General features: G+C 62.4%; 12 protein-coding genes and 1 tRNA gene. 6 read left to right on the top strand and 7 right to left on the bottom strand.

Going from position 1 to position 16,848, the window contains the following annotated elements; all coding sequences use genetic code 11:
* Nucleotides 1–285: 285 nt before the first annotated feature.
* Nucleotides 286–2,910 (bottom strand): alanine--tRNA ligase, encoded by a 2,625-nt coding sequence (alaS, locus tag PQQ95_RS28825; protein ID WP_408443690.1) that lies wholly within the window; start codon nucleotides 2,908–2,910, stop codon nucleotides 286–288.
* A gap of 348 nt (nucleotides 2,911–3,258) precedes the next feature.
* On the opposite strand from alaS, the gene PQQ95_RS28820 reads away from it, so the two are divergent.
* Nucleotides 3,259–4,479, top strand: coding sequence for a CaiB/BaiF CoA transferase family protein (locus tag PQQ95_RS28820; RefSeq protein ID WP_408443687.1), 1,221 nt, complete (start codon nucleotides 3,259–3,261; stop codon nucleotides 4,477–4,479).
* Nucleotides 4,480–4,772: 293 nt separating this feature from the next.
* Here the strand turns inward: PQQ95_RS28820 and PQQ95_RS28815 are convergent, their stop codons facing one another.
* Together PQQ95_RS28815 and ggt are read right to left on the bottom strand one after the other, a co-directional pair.
* Nucleotides 4,773–5,333: an RBBP9/YdeN family alpha/beta hydrolase gene (locus PQQ95_RS28815; protein ID WP_408443685.1), complete on the bottom strand. Its 561-nt coding sequence runs from the start codon at nucleotides 5,331–5,333 to the stop codon at nucleotides 4,773–4,775.
* Between the two features lie 328 nt (nucleotides 5,334–5,661).
* Nucleotides 5,662–7,416, bottom strand: a complete 1,755-nt coding sequence (ggt, locus tag PQQ95_RS28810) for a gamma-glutamyltransferase (protein ID WP_408443682.1) — start codon at nucleotides 7,414–7,416, stop codon at nucleotides 5,662–5,664.
* Between the two features lie 541 nt (nucleotides 7,417–7,957).
* Here ggt and PQQ95_RS28805 point away from each other — a divergent pair.
* Together PQQ95_RS28805 and PQQ95_RS28800 are read left to right on the top strand one after the other, a co-directional pair.
* Entirely contained in the window at nucleotides 7,958–9,667 is a 1,710-nt protein-coding gene (locus PQQ95_RS28805; protein WP_408443680.1) for a glutamine--tRNA ligase/YqeY domain fusion protein, read from the top strand.
* Nucleotides 9,668–9,926: 259 nt separating this feature from the next.
* Nucleotides 9,927–10,820: a transporter substrate-binding domain-containing protein gene (locus PQQ95_RS28800; RefSeq protein ID WP_408443704.1), complete on the top strand. Its 894-nt coding sequence runs from the start codon at nucleotides 9,927–9,929 to the stop codon at nucleotides 10,818–10,820.
* 126 nt (nucleotides 10,821–10,946) lie between these two features.
* On the opposite strand, the gene PQQ95_RS28795 is transcribed toward PQQ95_RS28800, so the two are convergent.
* Together PQQ95_RS28795 and PQQ95_RS28790 are read right to left on the bottom strand one after the other, a co-directional pair.
* On the bottom strand, nucleotides 10,947–11,396 hold the full coding sequence (locus PQQ95_RS28795; RefSeq protein ID WP_408443678.1) for an NUDIX hydrolase: 450 nt from the start codon (nucleotides 11,394–11,396) through the stop codon (nucleotides 10,947–10,949).
* Nucleotides 11,397–11,478: 82 nt separating this feature from the next.
* The gene (locus PQQ95_RS28790; protein ID WP_408443675.1) at nucleotides 11,479–11,868 is read right to left on the bottom strand and encodes an RT0821/Lpp0805 family surface protein; all 390 of its coding nucleotides are present in this window, start codon (nucleotides 11,866–11,868) and stop codon (nucleotides 11,479–11,481) included.
* 279 nt (nucleotides 11,869–12,147) lie between these two features.
* Between PQQ95_RS28790 and PQQ95_RS28785 the strand changes: the two genes are divergently transcribed.
* On the top strand, nucleotides 12,148–12,387 hold the full coding sequence (locus tag PQQ95_RS28785; RefSeq protein ID WP_408443674.1) for a hypothetical protein: 240 nt from the start codon (nucleotides 12,148–12,150) through the stop codon (nucleotides 12,385–12,387).
* Between the two features lie 56 nt (nucleotides 12,388–12,443).
* Here the strand turns inward: PQQ95_RS28785 and PQQ95_RS28780 are convergent, their stop codons facing one another.
* The gene (locus tag PQQ95_RS28780; protein WP_408443701.1) at nucleotides 12,444–13,934 is read right to left on the bottom strand and encodes a cytochrome-c peroxidase; all 1,491 of its coding nucleotides are present in this window, start codon (nucleotides 13,932–13,934) and stop codon (nucleotides 12,444–12,446) included.
* A gap of 215 nt (nucleotides 13,935–14,149) precedes the next feature.
* Between PQQ95_RS28780 and PQQ95_RS28775 the strand changes: the two genes are divergently transcribed.
* Together PQQ95_RS28775 and PQQ95_RS28770 are read left to right on the top strand one after the other, a co-directional pair.
* Nucleotides 14,150–15,730 carry an acid phosphatase gene (locus tag PQQ95_RS28775; RefSeq protein ID WP_408443673.1) on the top strand — a complete coding sequence of 527 codons (1,581 nt, stop codon included), beginning with the start codon at nucleotides 14,150–14,152 and terminating at the stop codon, nucleotides 15,728–15,730.
* Between the two features lie 353 nt (nucleotides 15,731–16,083).
* Nucleotides 16,084–16,467: a DUF427 domain-containing protein gene (locus PQQ95_RS28770; RefSeq protein WP_408443671.1), complete on the top strand. Its 384-nt coding sequence runs from the start codon at nucleotides 16,084–16,086 to the stop codon at nucleotides 16,465–16,467.
* 62 nt (nucleotides 16,468–16,529) lie between these two features.
* Here the strand turns inward: PQQ95_RS28770 and PQQ95_RS28765 are convergent.
* A tRNA-Arg gene (locus PQQ95_RS28765) sits at nucleotides 16,530–16,603 on the bottom strand.
* Nucleotides 16,604–16,848 lie beyond the last annotated feature (245 nt).

The following is a 16,848-nucleotide window of genomic DNA, read 5'->3' as shown; positions in this document are numbered from 1 at the left end:
CGGGCTTCGGGCTTCGGGCTTCGGGCTTCGGGCTTCGGGCTTGGGGCTTCGGGCTTGAGGCCTTGCCTGCGCGGCGGAGACGCTAACCACCGCCGCAATCGGCCAAGTCGACGCACGCCAAGACGCGACAAGACAGAGCAAAGCAAAGCAAAGCAAAGCAAAGCAAAGCAAAGCAAAGCAAAGCACGCTACAACACGCCACGGCCAAAGGCCAAGGCCAAAAACAATTTGGGCCACGCGAGACGCAAAAAACACCAGCGCCCCGCGTGACCCAATCAAACCCGAATCAAAGCTGGGCTTCGATCCAACCCTTCACGCCGGCCAGTGCCGCCGGCAGATTCGCCGGCTCCGTGCCACCCGCTTGCGCCATATCCGGCCGCCCGCCGCCCTTACCGCCGACTTGCTGCGCAACGAAGTTGACCAATTCACCGGCCTTGACCTTCTTGCTGGCGTCCGCCGTCACCCCGGCGATCAAGCTCACCTTGCCGCCCTCGACCGAAGCCAACACGATTGCCGCGCTCTTCAGCTTGTCCTTCAGCTTGTCGACCGTCTCGCGCAATGTTTTCACGTCCGCGCCCTCGAGCGTGGCAGCCAGCACATGCACGCCGGCCACTTCGATCGCCTGACCGGCAAGTTCGTCGCCCTGGCTCGAAGCCATCTTCGACTTCAACGCGCTCAGTTCTTTCTCCAGCGACTTCACCTGGTCCTGCACCTGCACGATCCGTTGCGTCAGTTCCGACGGCTGCGCCTTCAACACGGCCGCAGCCGCATTGATCCGCGCGTCGAGATCCTGCACGAAGCGCACAGCATTATCGCCCGTAATCGCTTCCACGCGACGGATACCGGCAGCTACACCGCCTTCCATCACGATCTTGAAGAGTCCGATGTCGCCCGTGCGATGCACGTGCGTACCGCCGCACAATTCGCGCGAGAAACCGAGGTCGAGCACGCGCACTTCGTCGCCGTACTTTTCACCGAACAGCGCCATCGCGCCGCCCTTCACCGCTTCGTCGAAGGGCATCACGCGCACGATGCCCGGCGCGTTCGCCAGCACTTCCGCGTTCACGATCGCTTCGACCTGACGGATCTGCTCGTCGGTCATCGGCGCGTTGTGCGCGAAGTCGAAACGTGTCTTGTCCGCATCGACCAGCGAACCCTTCTGCTGCACGTGCGAGCCGAGCACTTCGCGCAGCGCCTTGTGCATCAGGTGGGTAGCCGAGTGATTGCGCTCGGTGCGGGCACGACGCACCGCATCGATTTCCGCCTTCACGACGTCGCCGACCTTCAGCGTGCCCTGCTCCAGCGTGCCGTGATGGCCGACCACGTCCGCCTGCACTTTCAGCGTATCGGTCACGGCAAAGCGCACGCTCGCGTTAGCCAGCACACCCTGGTCGCCGACCTGGCCGCCCGATTCCGCGTAGAACGGCGTGTGGTCGAGCACGACGACAGCTTGCTGGCCGCTGCTCACTTCCTGGACCGACGCGCCGTCGACATACAGCGCGATCACCTTCGCGTCGTCGAAGATGATTTCTTCGTAGCCGTGGAACGTGGTCTTCGCGCCCGAGTATTCGAGGCCCTGCGCCATCTTGAACTTGCCCGCGGCGCGAGCCTGTTCGCGCTGACGCGCCATGGCTTCGTCGAACGCGGCTTCGTCGACCGTTACTTCGCGCTCGCGGCAGACGTCTGCCGTCAGATCGAGCGGGAAGCCGTAGGTGTCGTGCAGCTTGAATGCCAGTTCGCCGTCGAGCGTCTTGCCGCCCTTCGCGTCCAGATCAGCCAGCGCGCTTTCGAGAATCGACATGCCGTGCTCGATGGTCTCGAAGAAGCGTTCTTCTTCCTGACGCAGCACGTCGGTCACACGTTGCTCCGCGTCCTTCAGTTCCGGATAGGCGCCGCCCATTTGTGCGACGAGGTCCGGCACCATGCGGTGGAAGAACGAACCCTTCTTGCCCAGTTTGTAGCCATGGCGGATCGCGCGACGCACGATACGGCGCAGCACGTAGCCGCGACCTTCATTGCCCGGAATCACACCGTCGACGATCAGGAACGAGCACGCGCGGATGTGATCGGCGATCACCTTCAGCGAGTTGTTCGCCAGATCGGTCACGCCGGTTTCGCGGCCCGCAGCCTTGATGAGTGCCTGGAACAGGTCGATCTCATAGTTGCTGTGCACGTGCTGCAGGACTGCGGCAATACGCTCCAGCCCCATGCCGGTGTCCACGCACTGCTTGGGCAGCGGCGTCATGTTGCCTTGCGCGTCGCGGCTGAACTGCATGAACACGAGATTCCAGATCTCGATGTAGCGGTCGCCGTCTTCTTCCGGCGATCCCGGGGGGCCGCCCCACACGTCCGGGCCGTGGTCGTAGAAGATTTCCGAGCACGGGCCGCATGGGCCGACGTCGGCCATTTGCCAGAAGTTGTCCGACGCGTAGCGCGCGCCCTTGTTGTCACCGATGCGGATGATCCGCTCGACCGGCACGCCCACTTCCTTTGCCCAGATGTCGTGCGCTTCGTCGTCTTCGTGATAGACGGTGACCCACAGCTTGTCTTTAGGCAACTGGTATACGCCCGTCAGCAATTCCCACGCGTAGTGGATCGCGTCGCGCTTGAAGTAGTCGCCGAACGAGAAGTTGCCCAGCATTTCGAAAAACGTATGGTGACGCGCGGTGTAGCCGACGTTTTCCAGATCGTTGTGCTTGCCGCCGGCGCGCACGCTGCGCTGCGCGGTCGTGGCGCGCGCATACGGACGCGATTCCGCGCCGAGGAACACATCTTTGAACTGCACCATTCCCGAATTGGTGAAGAGCAGTGTCGGGTCGTTGCCGGGCACAAGGCTCGACGAGCGAACGATCGTATGGCCCTTCGATTCGAAGAACTTGAGGAATTTCTCGCGGATTTCGGCGGCTTTCATAGCGTGCGGGGGACGGTCCTGACTGTTACCGGCGGCATCATGGGGATGCGCCAACTGTTTGTTTCTTAAACGACTGATTATACGGGATCGGCGCCCGTGCGCGGCAGCGGCCTTGTCCTGTTGGCCATTCGGCCAGGTTTGACTGGGGTTGGCGGGCTAGCGGGCGACATGGCGAGGCGGGCCGCGCGTCCTATGCCGTTCGGCTGAGTACGCCGGCATGCGGGAATCGCTTAAGATTGCCCACATTCACGGCGACATGCTCGCCGCTTGACTACCCACGAACATTGCATGGGGCTGGGGGAAGCGCTAGAGCGCTAACTCCAGCCGACACAGGAGACATTGAAGAATATGGGCGCTCTCAGTCATATCCGCGTACTGGACCTCACACGCGTACTCGCCGGGCCCTGGTGCGCGCAGACACTCGCCGATTTCGGCGCCGACGTCATCAAGATCGAACGGCCCGAAGTCGGCGACGATACCCGCCATTGGGGGCCGCCGTACCTTAAAACGCCGCAAGGCGCCGACACCGGCGAAGCTGCCTATTACCTCGCGGCGAATCGCAACAAGCGCTCGGTTACGGTCGATATAGCGTCGCCCGAAGGCCAGCGGATCATCCGCGAACTGGCGGCGCAAAGCGACGTGGTGCTGGAGAACTACAAGGTCGGGCAGTTGAAAAAGTACGGCCTTGATTACGCGTCGCTCAAAGAAGTGAAGCCCGATCTGATCTACTGCTCGGTGACCGGCTTCGGGCAAACCGGGCCGTACGCGCAGCGCGCCGGTTACGACTTCATCATACAAGGCATCGGCGGCTTCATGAGCATTACCGGCGAACGCGACGGCCAGCCGGGCGGCGGCCCGCAAAAGGCCGGCGTCGCGATTGCCGATCTGATGACCGGCATGTATTCGACCATCGCCGTACTCACGGCGCTCACGCACCGCGACCGAACGGGCGAAGGCCAGTACATCGACATGGCGCTGCTCGACGTGCAGGTGGCAATGCTGGCCAACATGAATTCGAACTACCTGGCGAGCGGCCAGCCGCCCGTGCGCTGGGGCAATGCGCATCCGAACATCGTGCCCTACCAGACCTTCCAGACCCGTGACGGCTGGATCATCGTCGCGGTCGGCAACGACGGCCAGTTCCGCAAATTCACCGAGGTGGGCGGGCGCCCCGAACTCGCCAACGACGAGCGATTCGCGACCAACCCGGCTCGCGTGCGCCACCGCGATATCCTCGTACCGATCCTTGCCGACATGGTTCGTCTGCAGGGCAAGCAGGAATGGATCGCGGCACTGGAAGCGGCCGGTGTGCCGTGCGGGCCGATCAACGATCTGGACGAGGTGTTCGAGAACGAACAGGTCGTGGCGCGCGGCATGCAGGTCGATCTACCGCATCCGTCGGGCGGCACGGTCAAACTGGTGCGCAATCCGATCAACATGACCGGCACGCCGCCCGAAGCGTTGTCCCATCCGCCGACGCTCGGCGAGCATACCGACAGCATCCTTCGCGATGTGCTCGGTTATGACGAGGCGCGAATTGCGGCGTTGCGGGACCGGTCGGTGATTTGAATTGAAGCCGGCGGCGTTGTGGGGCCAGTCGGTGATTTGAAGTCCGCTGCGTTGTGGGACCAGTCGGTAATTTGAAGTCCGCTGCGTTGTGGGACAGTCGGTAATTTGAAGCCCGCTGCGTGGTGAGACCAGTCGGTGATTTGAAGCCCGCTGCGTGCTGAGACCAGTCGGTGGTTTGAATCCCGCTGCGTTGTAGGCGCGTGGTTTGGAGCCGGCTGAGGCGGTGGCAGTTTTCAGCGGAGCTGGCGACGGTGCCAGTTCACTCGCCGCCCAAATCTCCGCAAATCAGGCCATCACCGCCGCTCGCCCAACGAAGCCAGCCAGCGCCGCCCCTCCTCCCAATCGCCGAGGCCGCTGTCGGCATTGATGTGACCGCGCGGCCCGATGTCGATCCAGCGGCTGCCCCACGCACTCGCACAAGTTTGTGAGAACGGCACGCCGCCGTACGGATCGTCGCTGCTCGACACGACGATGCTCGCGAACGGCAGGGGCGTGCGTGGTACCGGCGCAAAGCCGATGGCGTCCTGCGGAAAATGCGCCTCGGACGGATCGGGCACGGCCACCAGCAGTGCGCCCGCCACCTTTGCCAATTGTGCCGCGCTTGCGTACTGCGACGCCCAGAAGGCGGTCGTCAGGCAGCCCAGGCTGTGCGCCGCAAACACCACTGGCGAGTCGGCTGCGGCCACTGCGGCGTCGAGCGTGCGGCACCACGCGTCGCGCGCCGGATGGTCCCAGTCAGGCATCTGCACACGCACGAACGCGGGATCGAGCGCTTCCCAAAGCGTCTGCCAATGGCCCACGCCGGAGTTCTGGTAGCCCGGCAGCACAAGTACGTTTAGTTTTTGCCCGCTCATTACATTCCCCGTCGCAATTCGTTTATCAAGTGTGTTTCTGTCGTTGGCGTCTGAAGTTCGCTCTTGCAGTCCGCTTCCTCAATCTGTTTCCGCAGTCGGCCCCCGCAGTTGCCTTCTGCAGTTGCCTTCTGCAGTTGCCTTCTGCAGTTGCCTTCTGCAGTTGGCTTCTGCAGTTGCCTTCTGCAGTTGGCTTCTGCAGTTGGCTTCTGCGGTCGGCTTCTACAATCGGCCTCTGCGTTTACTTTCTAAAGTTCGCCTCCAGTTCGCCCCCTCAATCCGCTTCCTCAGCCCACGCCTCCCCCCAGCCTCACCCGGCCGAAGCCCCACTTCACCGCATCACACGGCCCACGCCCACGCCGCGCGGATCGGCCGCCGGCTCGGGCGTCGCGCCGTCGACGCGGATCATCTGCACGTCACCATTGAAAGACTGCCCTTCCAACGTGTAACCCTTGGCTTTCAACTGATCGGCCAGGTCGCCCGTGATCGGATGGTACGGCTCGAAATAGATCGTCTTCGGCGGCAGCAACTGATGATGGAATCGCATCGCGGCCAAAGCGTCGGCAGGCGCCATATTGAAATCGTACAGGTTGGTCATGACCTGAAAGATCGACGTGAGGATTCGCGAGCCACCGGGCGTACCAATCACGAGCGACACTTTATCGTCCTTCAACAGGATGGTCGGCGTCATCGACGAAAGCGGCCGGCGCCCCGGGGCCACCGTATTCAGGTCGTCAGCCGTCGCACCGGACGAGCTGGCGGCAGCCGGTTTGGTGACGAAGTCATCCATCGCGTCGTTGAGCAGAAAGCCGCCGCCGTCCACCACCACGCCGGAACCGAAAGACCCGTTCAGCGTGTAAGTGTTCGACACGGCGTTACCCCACTTGTCGACCACGGAAAAATGCGTGGTTTGCGCTTTCTCCGGCGTCACGTCCCCGAGGCCGCCTTTGACGGGCGTGGCGCCCGGCACCTCGTCGGGTTTCACTTCATCGGCGCGTTGCGCGAGGTAGGCGTCGCTGGTCAGTTTGTCGACCGGCACCTTGTACGAATCGGGGTCGCCGATGTATTGCTGGCGATCGGCGAATACGCGGTCTTCGATCTGCGCGATCAGATGGATATACGGCACGGAATTCAGCTCGAGGCCATCGAACGCCGGCTTCAGATCGGCCTTCATCTTCAGCATCTGGATCAGTCCGACACCCCCCGAACTCGGCGGCGGCGCGGTCACGACCTTGTAGCCGTTCCAATCGGCGGTGAGCGGCTGGCGCCAGACCGCCTTGTACTGAATCAGATCCTGCTTCGTGATCAGGCCGTGGCCGTACATCTGCTGGGCAATCAGATCCGCGGTGCGGCCTTCGTAGAATTCGCGGCCGCCGTCGCTGGCGATGCGCGAGAGGGTTTGCGCAAGCTCAGGCTGGCGGTACGTCGCGCCTGCCTTCAGGTTCGAGAAGTAAGCGTCGAAGTTGGTCTTGCCGGCGAAATTCTTTGCCGCCGCGTCGTGGCGCTGCTGCAACCCGGGCTCGACCTGAAAGCCGTCGGTCGCGTAACGGATCGCGGGCGCCAGCACCTGCTTCCATTTCAGCTTGCCGAAGCGCTGCTGTGCTTCCCACATACCCTCGACGGTGCCCGGCACGCCCACCGCGCGATGGCCGACGAGGCTCATACCCGGTACGGGGGCGCCTTTATCGTCGAGATACATGTCGCGGGTCGCCTGTTGCGGCGCGCGCTCGCGGTAGTCGAGAAAGTACGGCTTGCCGTCCATGAACACCGTCATGAACCCGCCGCCGCCGATATTCCCCGCATCCGGGCAGGTCACGGCCAGCGTGAAGGCGATCGCGACAGCGGCGTCCACCGCATTTCCGCCGGCGGCGAAGATTTGCTGCGCGGTGTCCGCGCTGTAGCGATCCGGCACGGCCACCGCCGACGCGTCTAGCACAGCCTTGGGCGGAGGCGTCTTCGCGAGCGCGGGGGCCGGCGCGACGAAGCTGCTGGCGAACGCGGCGCACACGGCCGTGGCCGCCACGATCCGGGCGAAAGACAAAGGGGCGAAAGGCGCGCGAGGCGCGTCATGCGACGGGACGGACATCCGAGAAACTCCGGGAACTGAGAATGCCATGTTGCACGAACGGAAAGCGTCGATGCAAGACGGCGCAAGGGGTGAGGCGGCTTGCGCGGCCAGCCGCGCTGCGGGCGGGTTGCACGACAAGGCGCAGGCAGCGCGATCCGGCAGATTGAAACGGGGTACGGGCGGACCGCGTGGCCGCCTGGCTTGCACCACATGGGCACAGAGCGGCACAAAGCAGCGTCAAGCGGCCTCACGTGGCCTCAAGCGGGGCGCAAAGCGCCGCCGCGAAAAAACACCTAGGCCCACTGCCGCCCACACACGGCGGGCGCAGAGTGCGCCGCTCGCATCCTAAGTCGCCGGCGCACGGGCCAACAAAACGTTTTACCTCCTGTTACAGCACCTTAAATGCAGCTTGCAGGATTCTGTCCGCCCCCAGAAACCGGTCGAAACCGCTCAAACGTTGGCTGCGCGCCGCACTCGCCTGCCGCGAGCGAACGCGTCAGGTAGAATTGGCGGATAAGTGGGCGCATTGCGCACCCCCGACAGACTTTCACCTTCTCGCATGAATACCGAACGCAACGACGCGCCAGCGGCATCCAATTTCATCCGCAACATCATTGACGAAGACAACCACACCGGCAAGTGGGGTCAGCGCGTCGAAACGCGCTTCCCGCCTGAGCCGAACGGCTATCTGCACATCGGTCACGCCAAGAGCATCTGCCTGAACTTCGGCGTGGCGCGCAGCTACGGCGGCGTGTGCCATCTGCGCTTCGACGATACGAATCCGGAAAAGGAAAGCGTCGAGTACGTCGACTCGATCATCGACTCAGTGCGCTGGCTCGGCTTCGAATGGGAAAAAGACGGCAAGGAGCAGCTCTACTTCGCGAGCGACTACTACGACAAACTGTACGAATTCGCCGAACTGCTGATCGAACGCGGCAAGGCGTATGTGGACAGCCAGTCGGCCGAAGAAATGCGCGCGAACCGCGGCTCGGCTTCCGAAGTCGGCACGCCGTCGCGCTTCCGCGACCGTTCGGTGCAGGAAAACCTCGACCTGTTCCGCCGCATGAAAGCCGGCGAGTTCAAGGAAGGCGAGCACGTGCTGCGCGCGAAGATCGACATGTCGTCGCCGAACTTCAACATGCGCGATCCGGTGATCTACCGGATCCGCTTCGCGCACCACTACCGTACGGGCGACACCTGGTGCGTGTACCCGATGTACGACTACACGCACTGCATTTCGGACGCGCTGGAAAACATCACGCATTCGCTGTGCACGCTCGAATTCGAAGACCACCGTCCGTTGTATGACTGGATTCTGAACGAGCTGGCCGAAGCGGGAATCTTCACGCGCCCGCTGCCGCAACAAATCGAGTTTTCGCGTCTGAACCTGACCTATGCGATCACCAGCAAGCGCAAGCTGCTGCAACTGGTGACCGAAGGTCATGTCGAGGGCTGGGACGATCCGCGTATGCCGACCATCGTCGGTGTGCGCCGGCGCGGCTTCACGCCGGAAGCGATCCAGTTGTTCTGCGAGCGCATCGGCGTCACGAAGGTCGATTCGTGGATCGACATGAGCGTGTTCGAAGGCGCACTGCGCGACGATCTGGACGACAAGGCGCCGCGCACCGCGGCCGTGCTCGACCCGCTCAAGCTGATCATCGACAACTTCCCTGAAGGCGTCACCGAGCCGTGCAGCGCCCCGGTCCACCCGCATCATCCGGAACACGGCGTCCGCGAATTCCCGATCTCGCGCGAACTGTGGATCGAGCGCGAGGACTACAACGAAACGCCGCCGAAGGGCTACTTCCGCCTGTTCCCGGGCAACAAGGTGCGCCTGCGCTACGGCTATGTGATCGAATGCGTCGGCGCGGACAAGGACGAGAACGGCAACGTCGTCGCCGTCCACTGCAACTACTTTCCGGACAGCAAATCGGGCACGGAAGGCGCGAACACCTACAAGGTCAAGGGCAATATTCACTGGGTCAGCACGGCAGCCGCGTGCCCGGCCGAAGTGCGCATCTACGACCGTCTGTTCAAGGAACCGCAACCGGACGCCGGTGGCCGCGACTTCCTCGAAGCGCTGAATCCGGATTCGAAGCGCGTGGTCAACGCTTACCTGGAACCGGGTGCGCGCGACGCGTTGCCGGAGCAGCGCTATCAGTTCGAGCGCCACGGCTATTTCGTCGCCGACCGCGTCGATTCGAAACCGGGTAAGCCCGTGTTCAATCGCATCGTCAGCCTGCGCGACAGTTGGGGCAAGCCGGCGTAAGCTGGAGTGACTACAGCGCGAAGCGCATCTGGCATCGAATACGGCGTGCATTTCGTGAGCGGGGTGCACGCCGTTTCATTGCATCATGTTCCATCGACAGTGACAGTGCGGCATCTGTGCACGCACGAGTCCGGGAGGCCCGATGAAAGTTGCAGCCCGTCGCAGGGCGAGTGCATGGGACACAGCACGAAGCACGCGTCATGCGCATACCGTACCTGTTACGACGCGCGTAGCCGGCGCCGCACGCGTCGCACATAGCATGCGTTGTGCGCTCGCCGCGCTGGTCGCATTCGGCGCGGCGTCGCTCGCCTGCGCCGCGCACGCGGAAGAGCTCACCGGCACGCTGAAGAAAATCCACGACGACGGCGTGGTCGTACTCGGCGTGCGGGAAGCGTCGATTCCCTTCTCATACTTCGATGGCAAGGGCACGGTCGGCTACTCGCAAACCATCGCGCTGCAGATCGTCGACGAAATCAAGAAAACGCTCGGCCTGCCGCAACTGAAGGTGCACGAAATCACGGTGACCTCGTCGAATCGCACGCCGATGTTGCTGAACAACCAGATCGATCTGGAATGTGGCTCAACCACACATACGGTGGAACGCGAAAACGTGGCCGCGTTCTCGAACAGCTTCTTCCAGTACGCGGTGCGCATGATCACGCGCAAAAGCAGTGGCATTACGGATTTTCCGGACCTGGCCGGCAAGACAGTGGTCACGACCGCGGGCACCTCGGACGAGCGCCTGCTGCGCCGTCTGAATACCGAGAAACATCTGAACATGCGCATCACGAGCGTGCGCGATCATCAGGAAGCATTCACCGCGCTCAAGGATGACCGGGCGGTGGCCTTCGTGATGGACGAGCCGATCGTGTACGGTTTCAAATCGACCGACCCGCACCCCGACGATTTCGTGGTGACCGGCACGCCGCTCGGCTATGAGGTCTACGCCTGCATGTTCCGCAAGGGCGACGAACCGTTCCGCACGCTCGTGAACGGGGTGATCGCACGCGGCCAGATTGCCGGCGACGCCGAGCGCCTTTACAACCAGTGGTTCACCCAGCCGATTCCACCTCACAGCATCAATCTGAATTTTCCGCTATCGGAACAGAATCGCACGCTGTTCTCGCATCCGAACGACCGCGCGCTCGACTGAGGCCGCCGGCAACGCGCGTGGCTGGTGGCTGGTGGCTGGTGGCTGGTGGCTGGTGGCTGGTGGCTGGTGGCTGGTGGCTGGTGGCGAATACTGCCAGCAACTGCCGCCCAGGCAATTCATCTCCCGCTACAGCGTTCGATGTAGCTCCGTAAGCGAAAGCGTAGTCTGAAAGAGCCGTGTGAGACTGCGGCTCGCATACCGCTCGACTTCATCCGGCGCCGCCCACCGATAAGCGTCCATTTCGGGGATCAGCGTGCCGTCGGAGCGGCGCGGAAACAGCGACGTGCAGATACAGGCAGACAAATCGAGTTCGTCGGCCGTCGCGCGCGCCGCGAACAGATGCAGATCCTTGTCGCGCCGGTAGACGAATAGTCCGAGATCCTTAAGCCGCCCGGGCTCGATCACGATGCCGGTCTCCTCGACCATCTCACGCAGCGCAGTGACGTGTGGCGCCTCGCCCTCTTCGCCATGCCCTTTCGGAACGTCCCAGTGAGACGTTTCGGTGGCGTGGGCGAGCAATACCCGGCCGGCCGGGTCGAGCAGCACGATGCCGCACGAGACGACCCGCGCGCTCATCGACGCAACGCGCCGCAAGGACGCACGGTTCCCGGCTGCGCCGGCGACAAGCCGGCGCGCGTTGTCATACCGGCCCGCACGCTTAGTTCTTTTTCTGCAATTGCCAGGTGCCACTGCCCTGCTTGCAGAACTGCGGACGCAGGTTCATCGACTGCCCTTTCGCATTCAGCACGACGCCGACGTCGCGGCAAGTCCGCTCGCCATCCTTCGCGGTGCTGGCGAGGGTGATCGTCGCGTCGATCTTCACGCTGTTGCCGGTGCCTTCGTTGACCCAGCTCACGCTTTCACCGTCCTGCTTGTCGTTCAAGGCCGTGCGCACCGCGCTCTTGATCGAGTCGATGTCGCGTTGCTTCATGTAGCTGATCGGTGTGTCGTTCAGAAAACCGAGGTTCGCCGCTTGCGCGCCAATGGCGCCACCAAGCAGCAGGCCACCGACGGTCAGGTGAAACAGGGCGCGGGTTCGCATCGACATGAAGGGTTCTCCTCGAAGAGTAGTTCGGCGGTCTTGAGCGCGCTCACGGCGGCTCGTGATCTGGACCCCAAAAGCATAGCATGCCGCCCTCGAAGTGACCGTCCGGATGCGATCTCGCCAACCCACTATAGCCTGCAGCATTGGCCCCCCGCGTGGCGGGAGCGAATTAGCGAAACGCCTGCCTGGAATTTTAGGACGCGTCTCATATCTCCTTATGAAACGTCTTCTTAAGATAGCTCCATTGCGCTACAGCGCGGATCAAGCTCCCCACGCCGCCTTATGGACATCTCGTTTGCCCTCGAAACCTTCGCCGTCGCGCTCGCGCTCTTTTGCGTCGCGCTGGTGCCATTCGCCTTCGTCCGCGATCCCGGTCTTGCACGGCGCATCGTGCAAATGGACAGTCTCCCCCGCGCACGCTGGCCCAATCTGCTGACGCGCGCCGGCATTGCATGCGTCCTCATGTCGTTCGCATTGTTGCTGGTCGGCTGCTATTACATCCTTGCCGGCGCAGGCAACTGACCACGCCTAACGCGGCACACGCTGACCCGGCCGGCGGTGCAGTCATCGCCCGTTAATCAATTCGCGGCTGCTTTCGTGGCTGCGTTGTTTCCCGCCTTATATCCATCCGTGAGCGTATTCAAAAACGCCACCACGTCCTTGATTTCAGCCTCGTCGAGCGCCGGCTTGTCGCCCGGCTTGCGATCGAACGGCGGCTCGGTGTTCAGATTGGCCCAGTAACGCTGCGGCAGGTCGTCGAACTTCTGCACTTTGCCCTTCGAGACCGGATAGAACTTTTCCGGATTCGTATCGCGCTCCACATAAAAGCGCACCACCTGATCCAGCGAATGGTAGACGCCGTTGTGGAAAAAACTCTTCTTCAACGCGACGTTGCGCAACGTCGGCGTGCGGAAGATGCCGCAGAACTCGGCGCGGCCCTTCAGATCCGTACGCTCCGGCCCGCATGCGCCGAGGTCGTAGAAATGCGGGTCGCGATTCACCCGCAGCGATCGGTTGCGCGGCGCACCGATCGCAATCAGACCGAAGTCGCTGAACTGAGGCGGCGCGCCGTCCATAGTCCGCTGGCTGATGTGACAGCTCGCGCAATTTCCTTTCTTTTCGTCGTTGAAAAGTTGCAGACCATGTAGCTCGGCCTGAGTCAGCTGGGCTTTGCCCGCCAGATACGCGTCGTATTTGCTGGTGTACGGATAGAACAGCTCCGGCGTCTGTTCGAAGGTTTCCAACGCTTGCAATACGGCGTTGAAGGTCGCCTCGTCGCTATCGAAAATATGCTCGCCGAACGCCGTGCGGAAAGCGTCGGCATAAGGCGCGGCTTTCACCGCCGCCGCGACCTTCGCCGGTGTGCTGCCCATTTCGAACGACGACAGCAATGGAATACGCGCCTGGTCGGAGCCGCGGTCAACCCGGCCGTCCCACGTCAAGCCGCCGGTCGGCCCGGCATCCACGCTTTCGTCGCCTTCGTCGTCCGACTCGTGATAGTGCTCGGCGAACGCCGGCACCGATTGCAGGTACTTGAGCGTCGGCGCGGCGCGCATGCCGGTGCGGTGCATGTCGTTGCCGCCCAGTTGGACCGACAGCGAATTCGCCGGCGAAAAGCCGTGGTCGGGACTGTGGCACGACGCGCAGGCCAGCTTGCCCGAGCCAGACAGGGATGCGTCGAAGAACAGTTGCTTGCCGAGCGCCGTCATCTGCCGTACGGATTCGTAGACTTGCGCGCGGGTCTGCCCAGCCTCATGCGCCGCCACGTTCACGGCTGAGGCTGCCATAGAAGCAGCAGCCGACGCATTCGCCTGAGTCCCGACGCCGGCATGGGCCGGGGCGTTCATATCCGCATTGGCGCCCGGTTGCGCGTTACCGCGCCCATCCACATTGGCAGCCGTTTCTGCCTTGGCCCCTGCTGTCTGCGAGCCTGCATCGCACGCTGTCAAAGTCGTGGTCGCCAATGCGAGCGCCATCGCCAACACCGTGCCCATACCCGCCGACCTCGCACGCCACCGCGCGCGCGGCCGAGCCGCCGTTTTCCGAATCCCCGCGAGACCAAGCCGCATATACATGAAATGAGTTTGCGATATTGAAGTCCGCGAGCGTATTTCATCGACATGTCGATCAAATGACATACAGCCGACGAAAATAATAAAACACAAGCAATTCGTAATTAGTTACATGTTTCTGTCAAATACCTTGTTCAAACTTTCGCTCGCGGCCATCCGTGTAAGCAACCCACGCGGCCCGTCCCCAACGCGAGAGAGAGAACATCTACCAAATGAACAAAAAACTGATCTGCGCGGCGCCTATTGCGATCGCAGCAGCGTTGAGTCTGTATGCGTGCGGCGGCGACAATATCACCGCGCCGCCGGACATCACGTCGATCAAGACTGTCGTGGTGATCTACGCGGAGAATCGCAGCTTCGACAATCTGTACGGCAACTTCCCGGGCGCCAACGGTTTGCAGAACGTGACAGCCGCGAGCGCCACGCAGGTCGACCGCAACGGCGCGCCGCTTGCAACGCTGCCGCAAGTGTGGAACGGTCTGACGCAAACCGGCGTGACACCGGTGGTGACGCAAGCGATGACGGCCAACCTGCCTAACAGCCCGTTCGCCATCGACGACCCGAACGGCTTCAACACACCGATCACGGCCACGACGCGTGACCTGTATCACCGCTTCTATGAAAACCAGATGCAGATCAATGGCGGCAAGAACGACAAGTTCGCCGCGTGGGCGGATTCGGGCGGCCTCGTCATGGGCCACTACACGCTCGACGCCGACAAGCTGCCGCTATGGAAGATCGCCCAGCAATACACGCTGGCCGACAACTTCTTCATGGGCGCATTCGGCGGCTCGTTCCTGAATCACCAGTGGCTGGTTTGCGCCTGCACGCCGATTTATCCGAACGCGGACAAGAGCCCGGCAGCCAGCTCGATCTCCGCAGTCGAAAGCGACGGCGTCACGCTGACACTTGCGACCAATTCGCCGGCTTCGGCGCTGAGCGGCCCACCGAAATACGTGCTGTCGGGCAACCTGACGCCTGACTTCTACGCGATCAACACGATGCAGCCGCCGTATCAGCCGAGCGGCAACAAGGCAGCCTCGGGCGGCGACGCGAATCTCGCCGATCCGACCCAGGCCACCACGCTGCCGGCGCAGACGCAACAGCACATCGGCGATCTGCTGAACAACGCGAAGGTGTCGTGGGCGTGGTACGGCGGCGCGTGGGGCGCGGCGGTGTCGGCGGCGCAAAGCGGCGCGTCGAACGTGATTTACGGCGCGAATCTGACGGCGCCGAACTTCCAGCCGCATCATCAGCCGTTCAACTATTTCGCCGATCTCGCGCCGGGCTCCGCGAACCGTTCGCAGCATTTGCTCGACGGCGGTCTGGCAGGCTCCGAGTTCATCAAGGCGATCGACAGCGGCACGCTGCCGCAAGTGTCGTTCTACAAGCCGCAGGGCAACCTGAACGAGCACGCCGGTTATACCGACGTCGCCTCGGGTGACCAGCACATTGCCGATGTGATCTCGCACCTGCAGAAAAGCCCGCAATGGAAAAACATGCTGGTCGTCGTGACATACGACGAAAACGGCGGCTTCTGGGACCACGTCGCGCCGCCGAAGGCCGACCGCTGGGGTCCGGGTACGCGAATTCCGGCGCTGATCATTTCGCCGTACGCGAAGAAAGGTTTCGTCGATCACACGCAATACGACACGACGTCGATTCTGCGCTTCATCACGCACCGCTTCTCGCTGCCGACGCTGCCAGGCATCGCCGCGCGTGATGCTGCGCTGGTCAGCAACGGCAGCAAGCCGATGGGCGATCTGACGGCCGCGCTGAACATCAGACCGTAGTCCGGCGGCAATGCGCAGCCGGCAATGAACTCGGCGACAAGCGGCGTGCAGCAGGCGCTCACAGGTGAGCGCCCGACGTTAAGCGCACCGCGATGCGCGGACAGACAAAGCGGTAAGCAACAGTCCGCCTGATGGTGGAATTTTGACGGGGCAGCTTCGGCTGCCCTTTTTTGTTTTCGTCGCGCTAATAACCTAACGGCGCAGGCGATTTTTTATCGACACAAACGACGACACAACGCATTTGCACGACCGGCGTATGCTTCGACGCAGGACGCGATCATTCGCACCGATGGCGGCTCGAAATCCATTGCAACGTATTGCAGGCTTGCCCACTGATTCAGGAGCTCGACAGCATGACTGAAAAAATCATCAAGGTACCCGGTCCCGATCATCCGATCACGGTCGAGCCTGACACAGCGCATGTAGTGGTCACGGTAGCTGGCCGCGTGATCGCGGATACGCGCAATGCGTTGGTGCTGCGTGAAGCGTCGTATCCGGCGGTATATTACATCCCGCGCAACGATGTCGAGATGACGCTACTGGAACGCACCGATCACACGACCTACTGCCCATATAAAGGCGAGTGCGCGTACTACAGCATTCCGATTGGCGGCGAGCGTGCAGTGAATGCGGTCTGGACTTACGAGTCGCCCTATGCGCCCGTCAAAGAGATCGCTCAGCATGTGGCGTTCTATCCAAACCGGGTCGACTCCATCGATGTGCAGCCGGCAGAGTAAATAAACGGCCATACGCGCATCGATGCGTTGAGGCCTCGATGCGCGGCGCCAGGTATTTGAAGTACGGCAGGAGGGACTCGAACCCCCCACCCTCGGCTTAGAAGGCCGATGCTCTATCCAGCTGAGCTACTGCCGTAATGACGTGAGGCGATGCTACACGAAGGTGTACAACCTGCATCGCCCGCAATGAGAACCCGTATTGGGCATTGGAACCTGAGCGCTATGGCTGCCACAGGATTCGCGGGATACCGAAATTCTAACTGACCGGGCCGGAGACTGTGGAAATCCGATCCGGCGACGGCAACCTGACCGGCAATCGCCACGCTGCATCACAAAACAAACGGGCCCGGTGCGTTGAGCCGGGCCCGGATTATAACCGAT

This window comes from Paraburkholderia caffeinilytica (assembly GCF_046030355.1).
GTDB lineage: Bacteria > Pseudomonadota > Gammaproteobacteria > Burkholderiales > Burkholderiaceae > Paraburkholderia > Paraburkholderia caffeinilytica_B.
This window is presented reverse-complemented; position numbering and strand designations above follow the sequence as displayed.

Excerpts from the sequence above, each read along its gene's own strand:
- alaS (WP_408443690.1), bottom strand. The coding sequence starts at position 2,910 with ATGAAAGCCGCCGAAATCCGCGAGAAATTCCTCAAGTTCTTCGAATCG.
- PQQ95_RS28820 (WP_408443687.1), top strand. The coding sequence starts at position 3,259 with ATGGGCGCTCTCAGTCATATCCGCGTACTGGACCTCACACGCGTACTC.
- PQQ95_RS28815 (WP_408443685.1), bottom strand. The coding sequence starts at position 5,333 with ATGAGCGGGCAAAAACTAAACGTACTTGTGCTGCCGGGCTACCAGAAC.
- ggt (WP_408443682.1), bottom strand. The coding sequence starts at position 7,416 with ATGTCCGTCCCGTCGCATGACGCGCCTCGCGCGCCTTTCGCCCCTTTG.
- PQQ95_RS28805 (WP_408443680.1), top strand. The coding sequence starts at position 7,958 with ATGAATACCGAACGCAACGACGCGCCAGCGGCATCCAATTTCATCCGC.
- PQQ95_RS28800 (WP_408443704.1), top strand. The coding sequence starts at position 9,927 with ATGCGTTGTGCGCTCGCCGCGCTGGTCGCATTCGGCGCGGCGTCGCTC.
- PQQ95_RS28795 (WP_408443678.1), bottom strand. The coding sequence starts at position 11,396 with ATGAGCGCGCGGGTCGTCTCGTGCGGCATCGTGCTGCTCGACCCGGCC.
- PQQ95_RS28790 (WP_408443675.1), bottom strand. The coding sequence starts at position 11,868 with ATGTCGATGCGAACCCGCGCCCTGTTTCACCTGACCGTCGGTGGCCTG.
- PQQ95_RS28785 (WP_408443674.1), top strand. The coding sequence starts at position 12,148 with ATGGACATCTCGTTTGCCCTCGAAACCTTCGCCGTCGCGCTCGCGCTC.
- PQQ95_RS28780 (WP_408443701.1), bottom strand. The coding sequence starts at position 13,934 with ATGCGGCTTGGTCTCGCGGGGATTCGGAAAACGGCGGCTCGGCCGCGC.
- PQQ95_RS28775 (WP_408443673.1), top strand. The coding sequence starts at position 14,150 with ATGAACAAAAAACTGATCTGCGCGGCGCCTATTGCGATCGCAGCAGCG.
- PQQ95_RS28770 (WP_408443671.1), top strand. The coding sequence starts at position 16,084 with ATGACTGAAAAAATCATCAAGGTACCCGGTCCCGATCATCCGATCACG.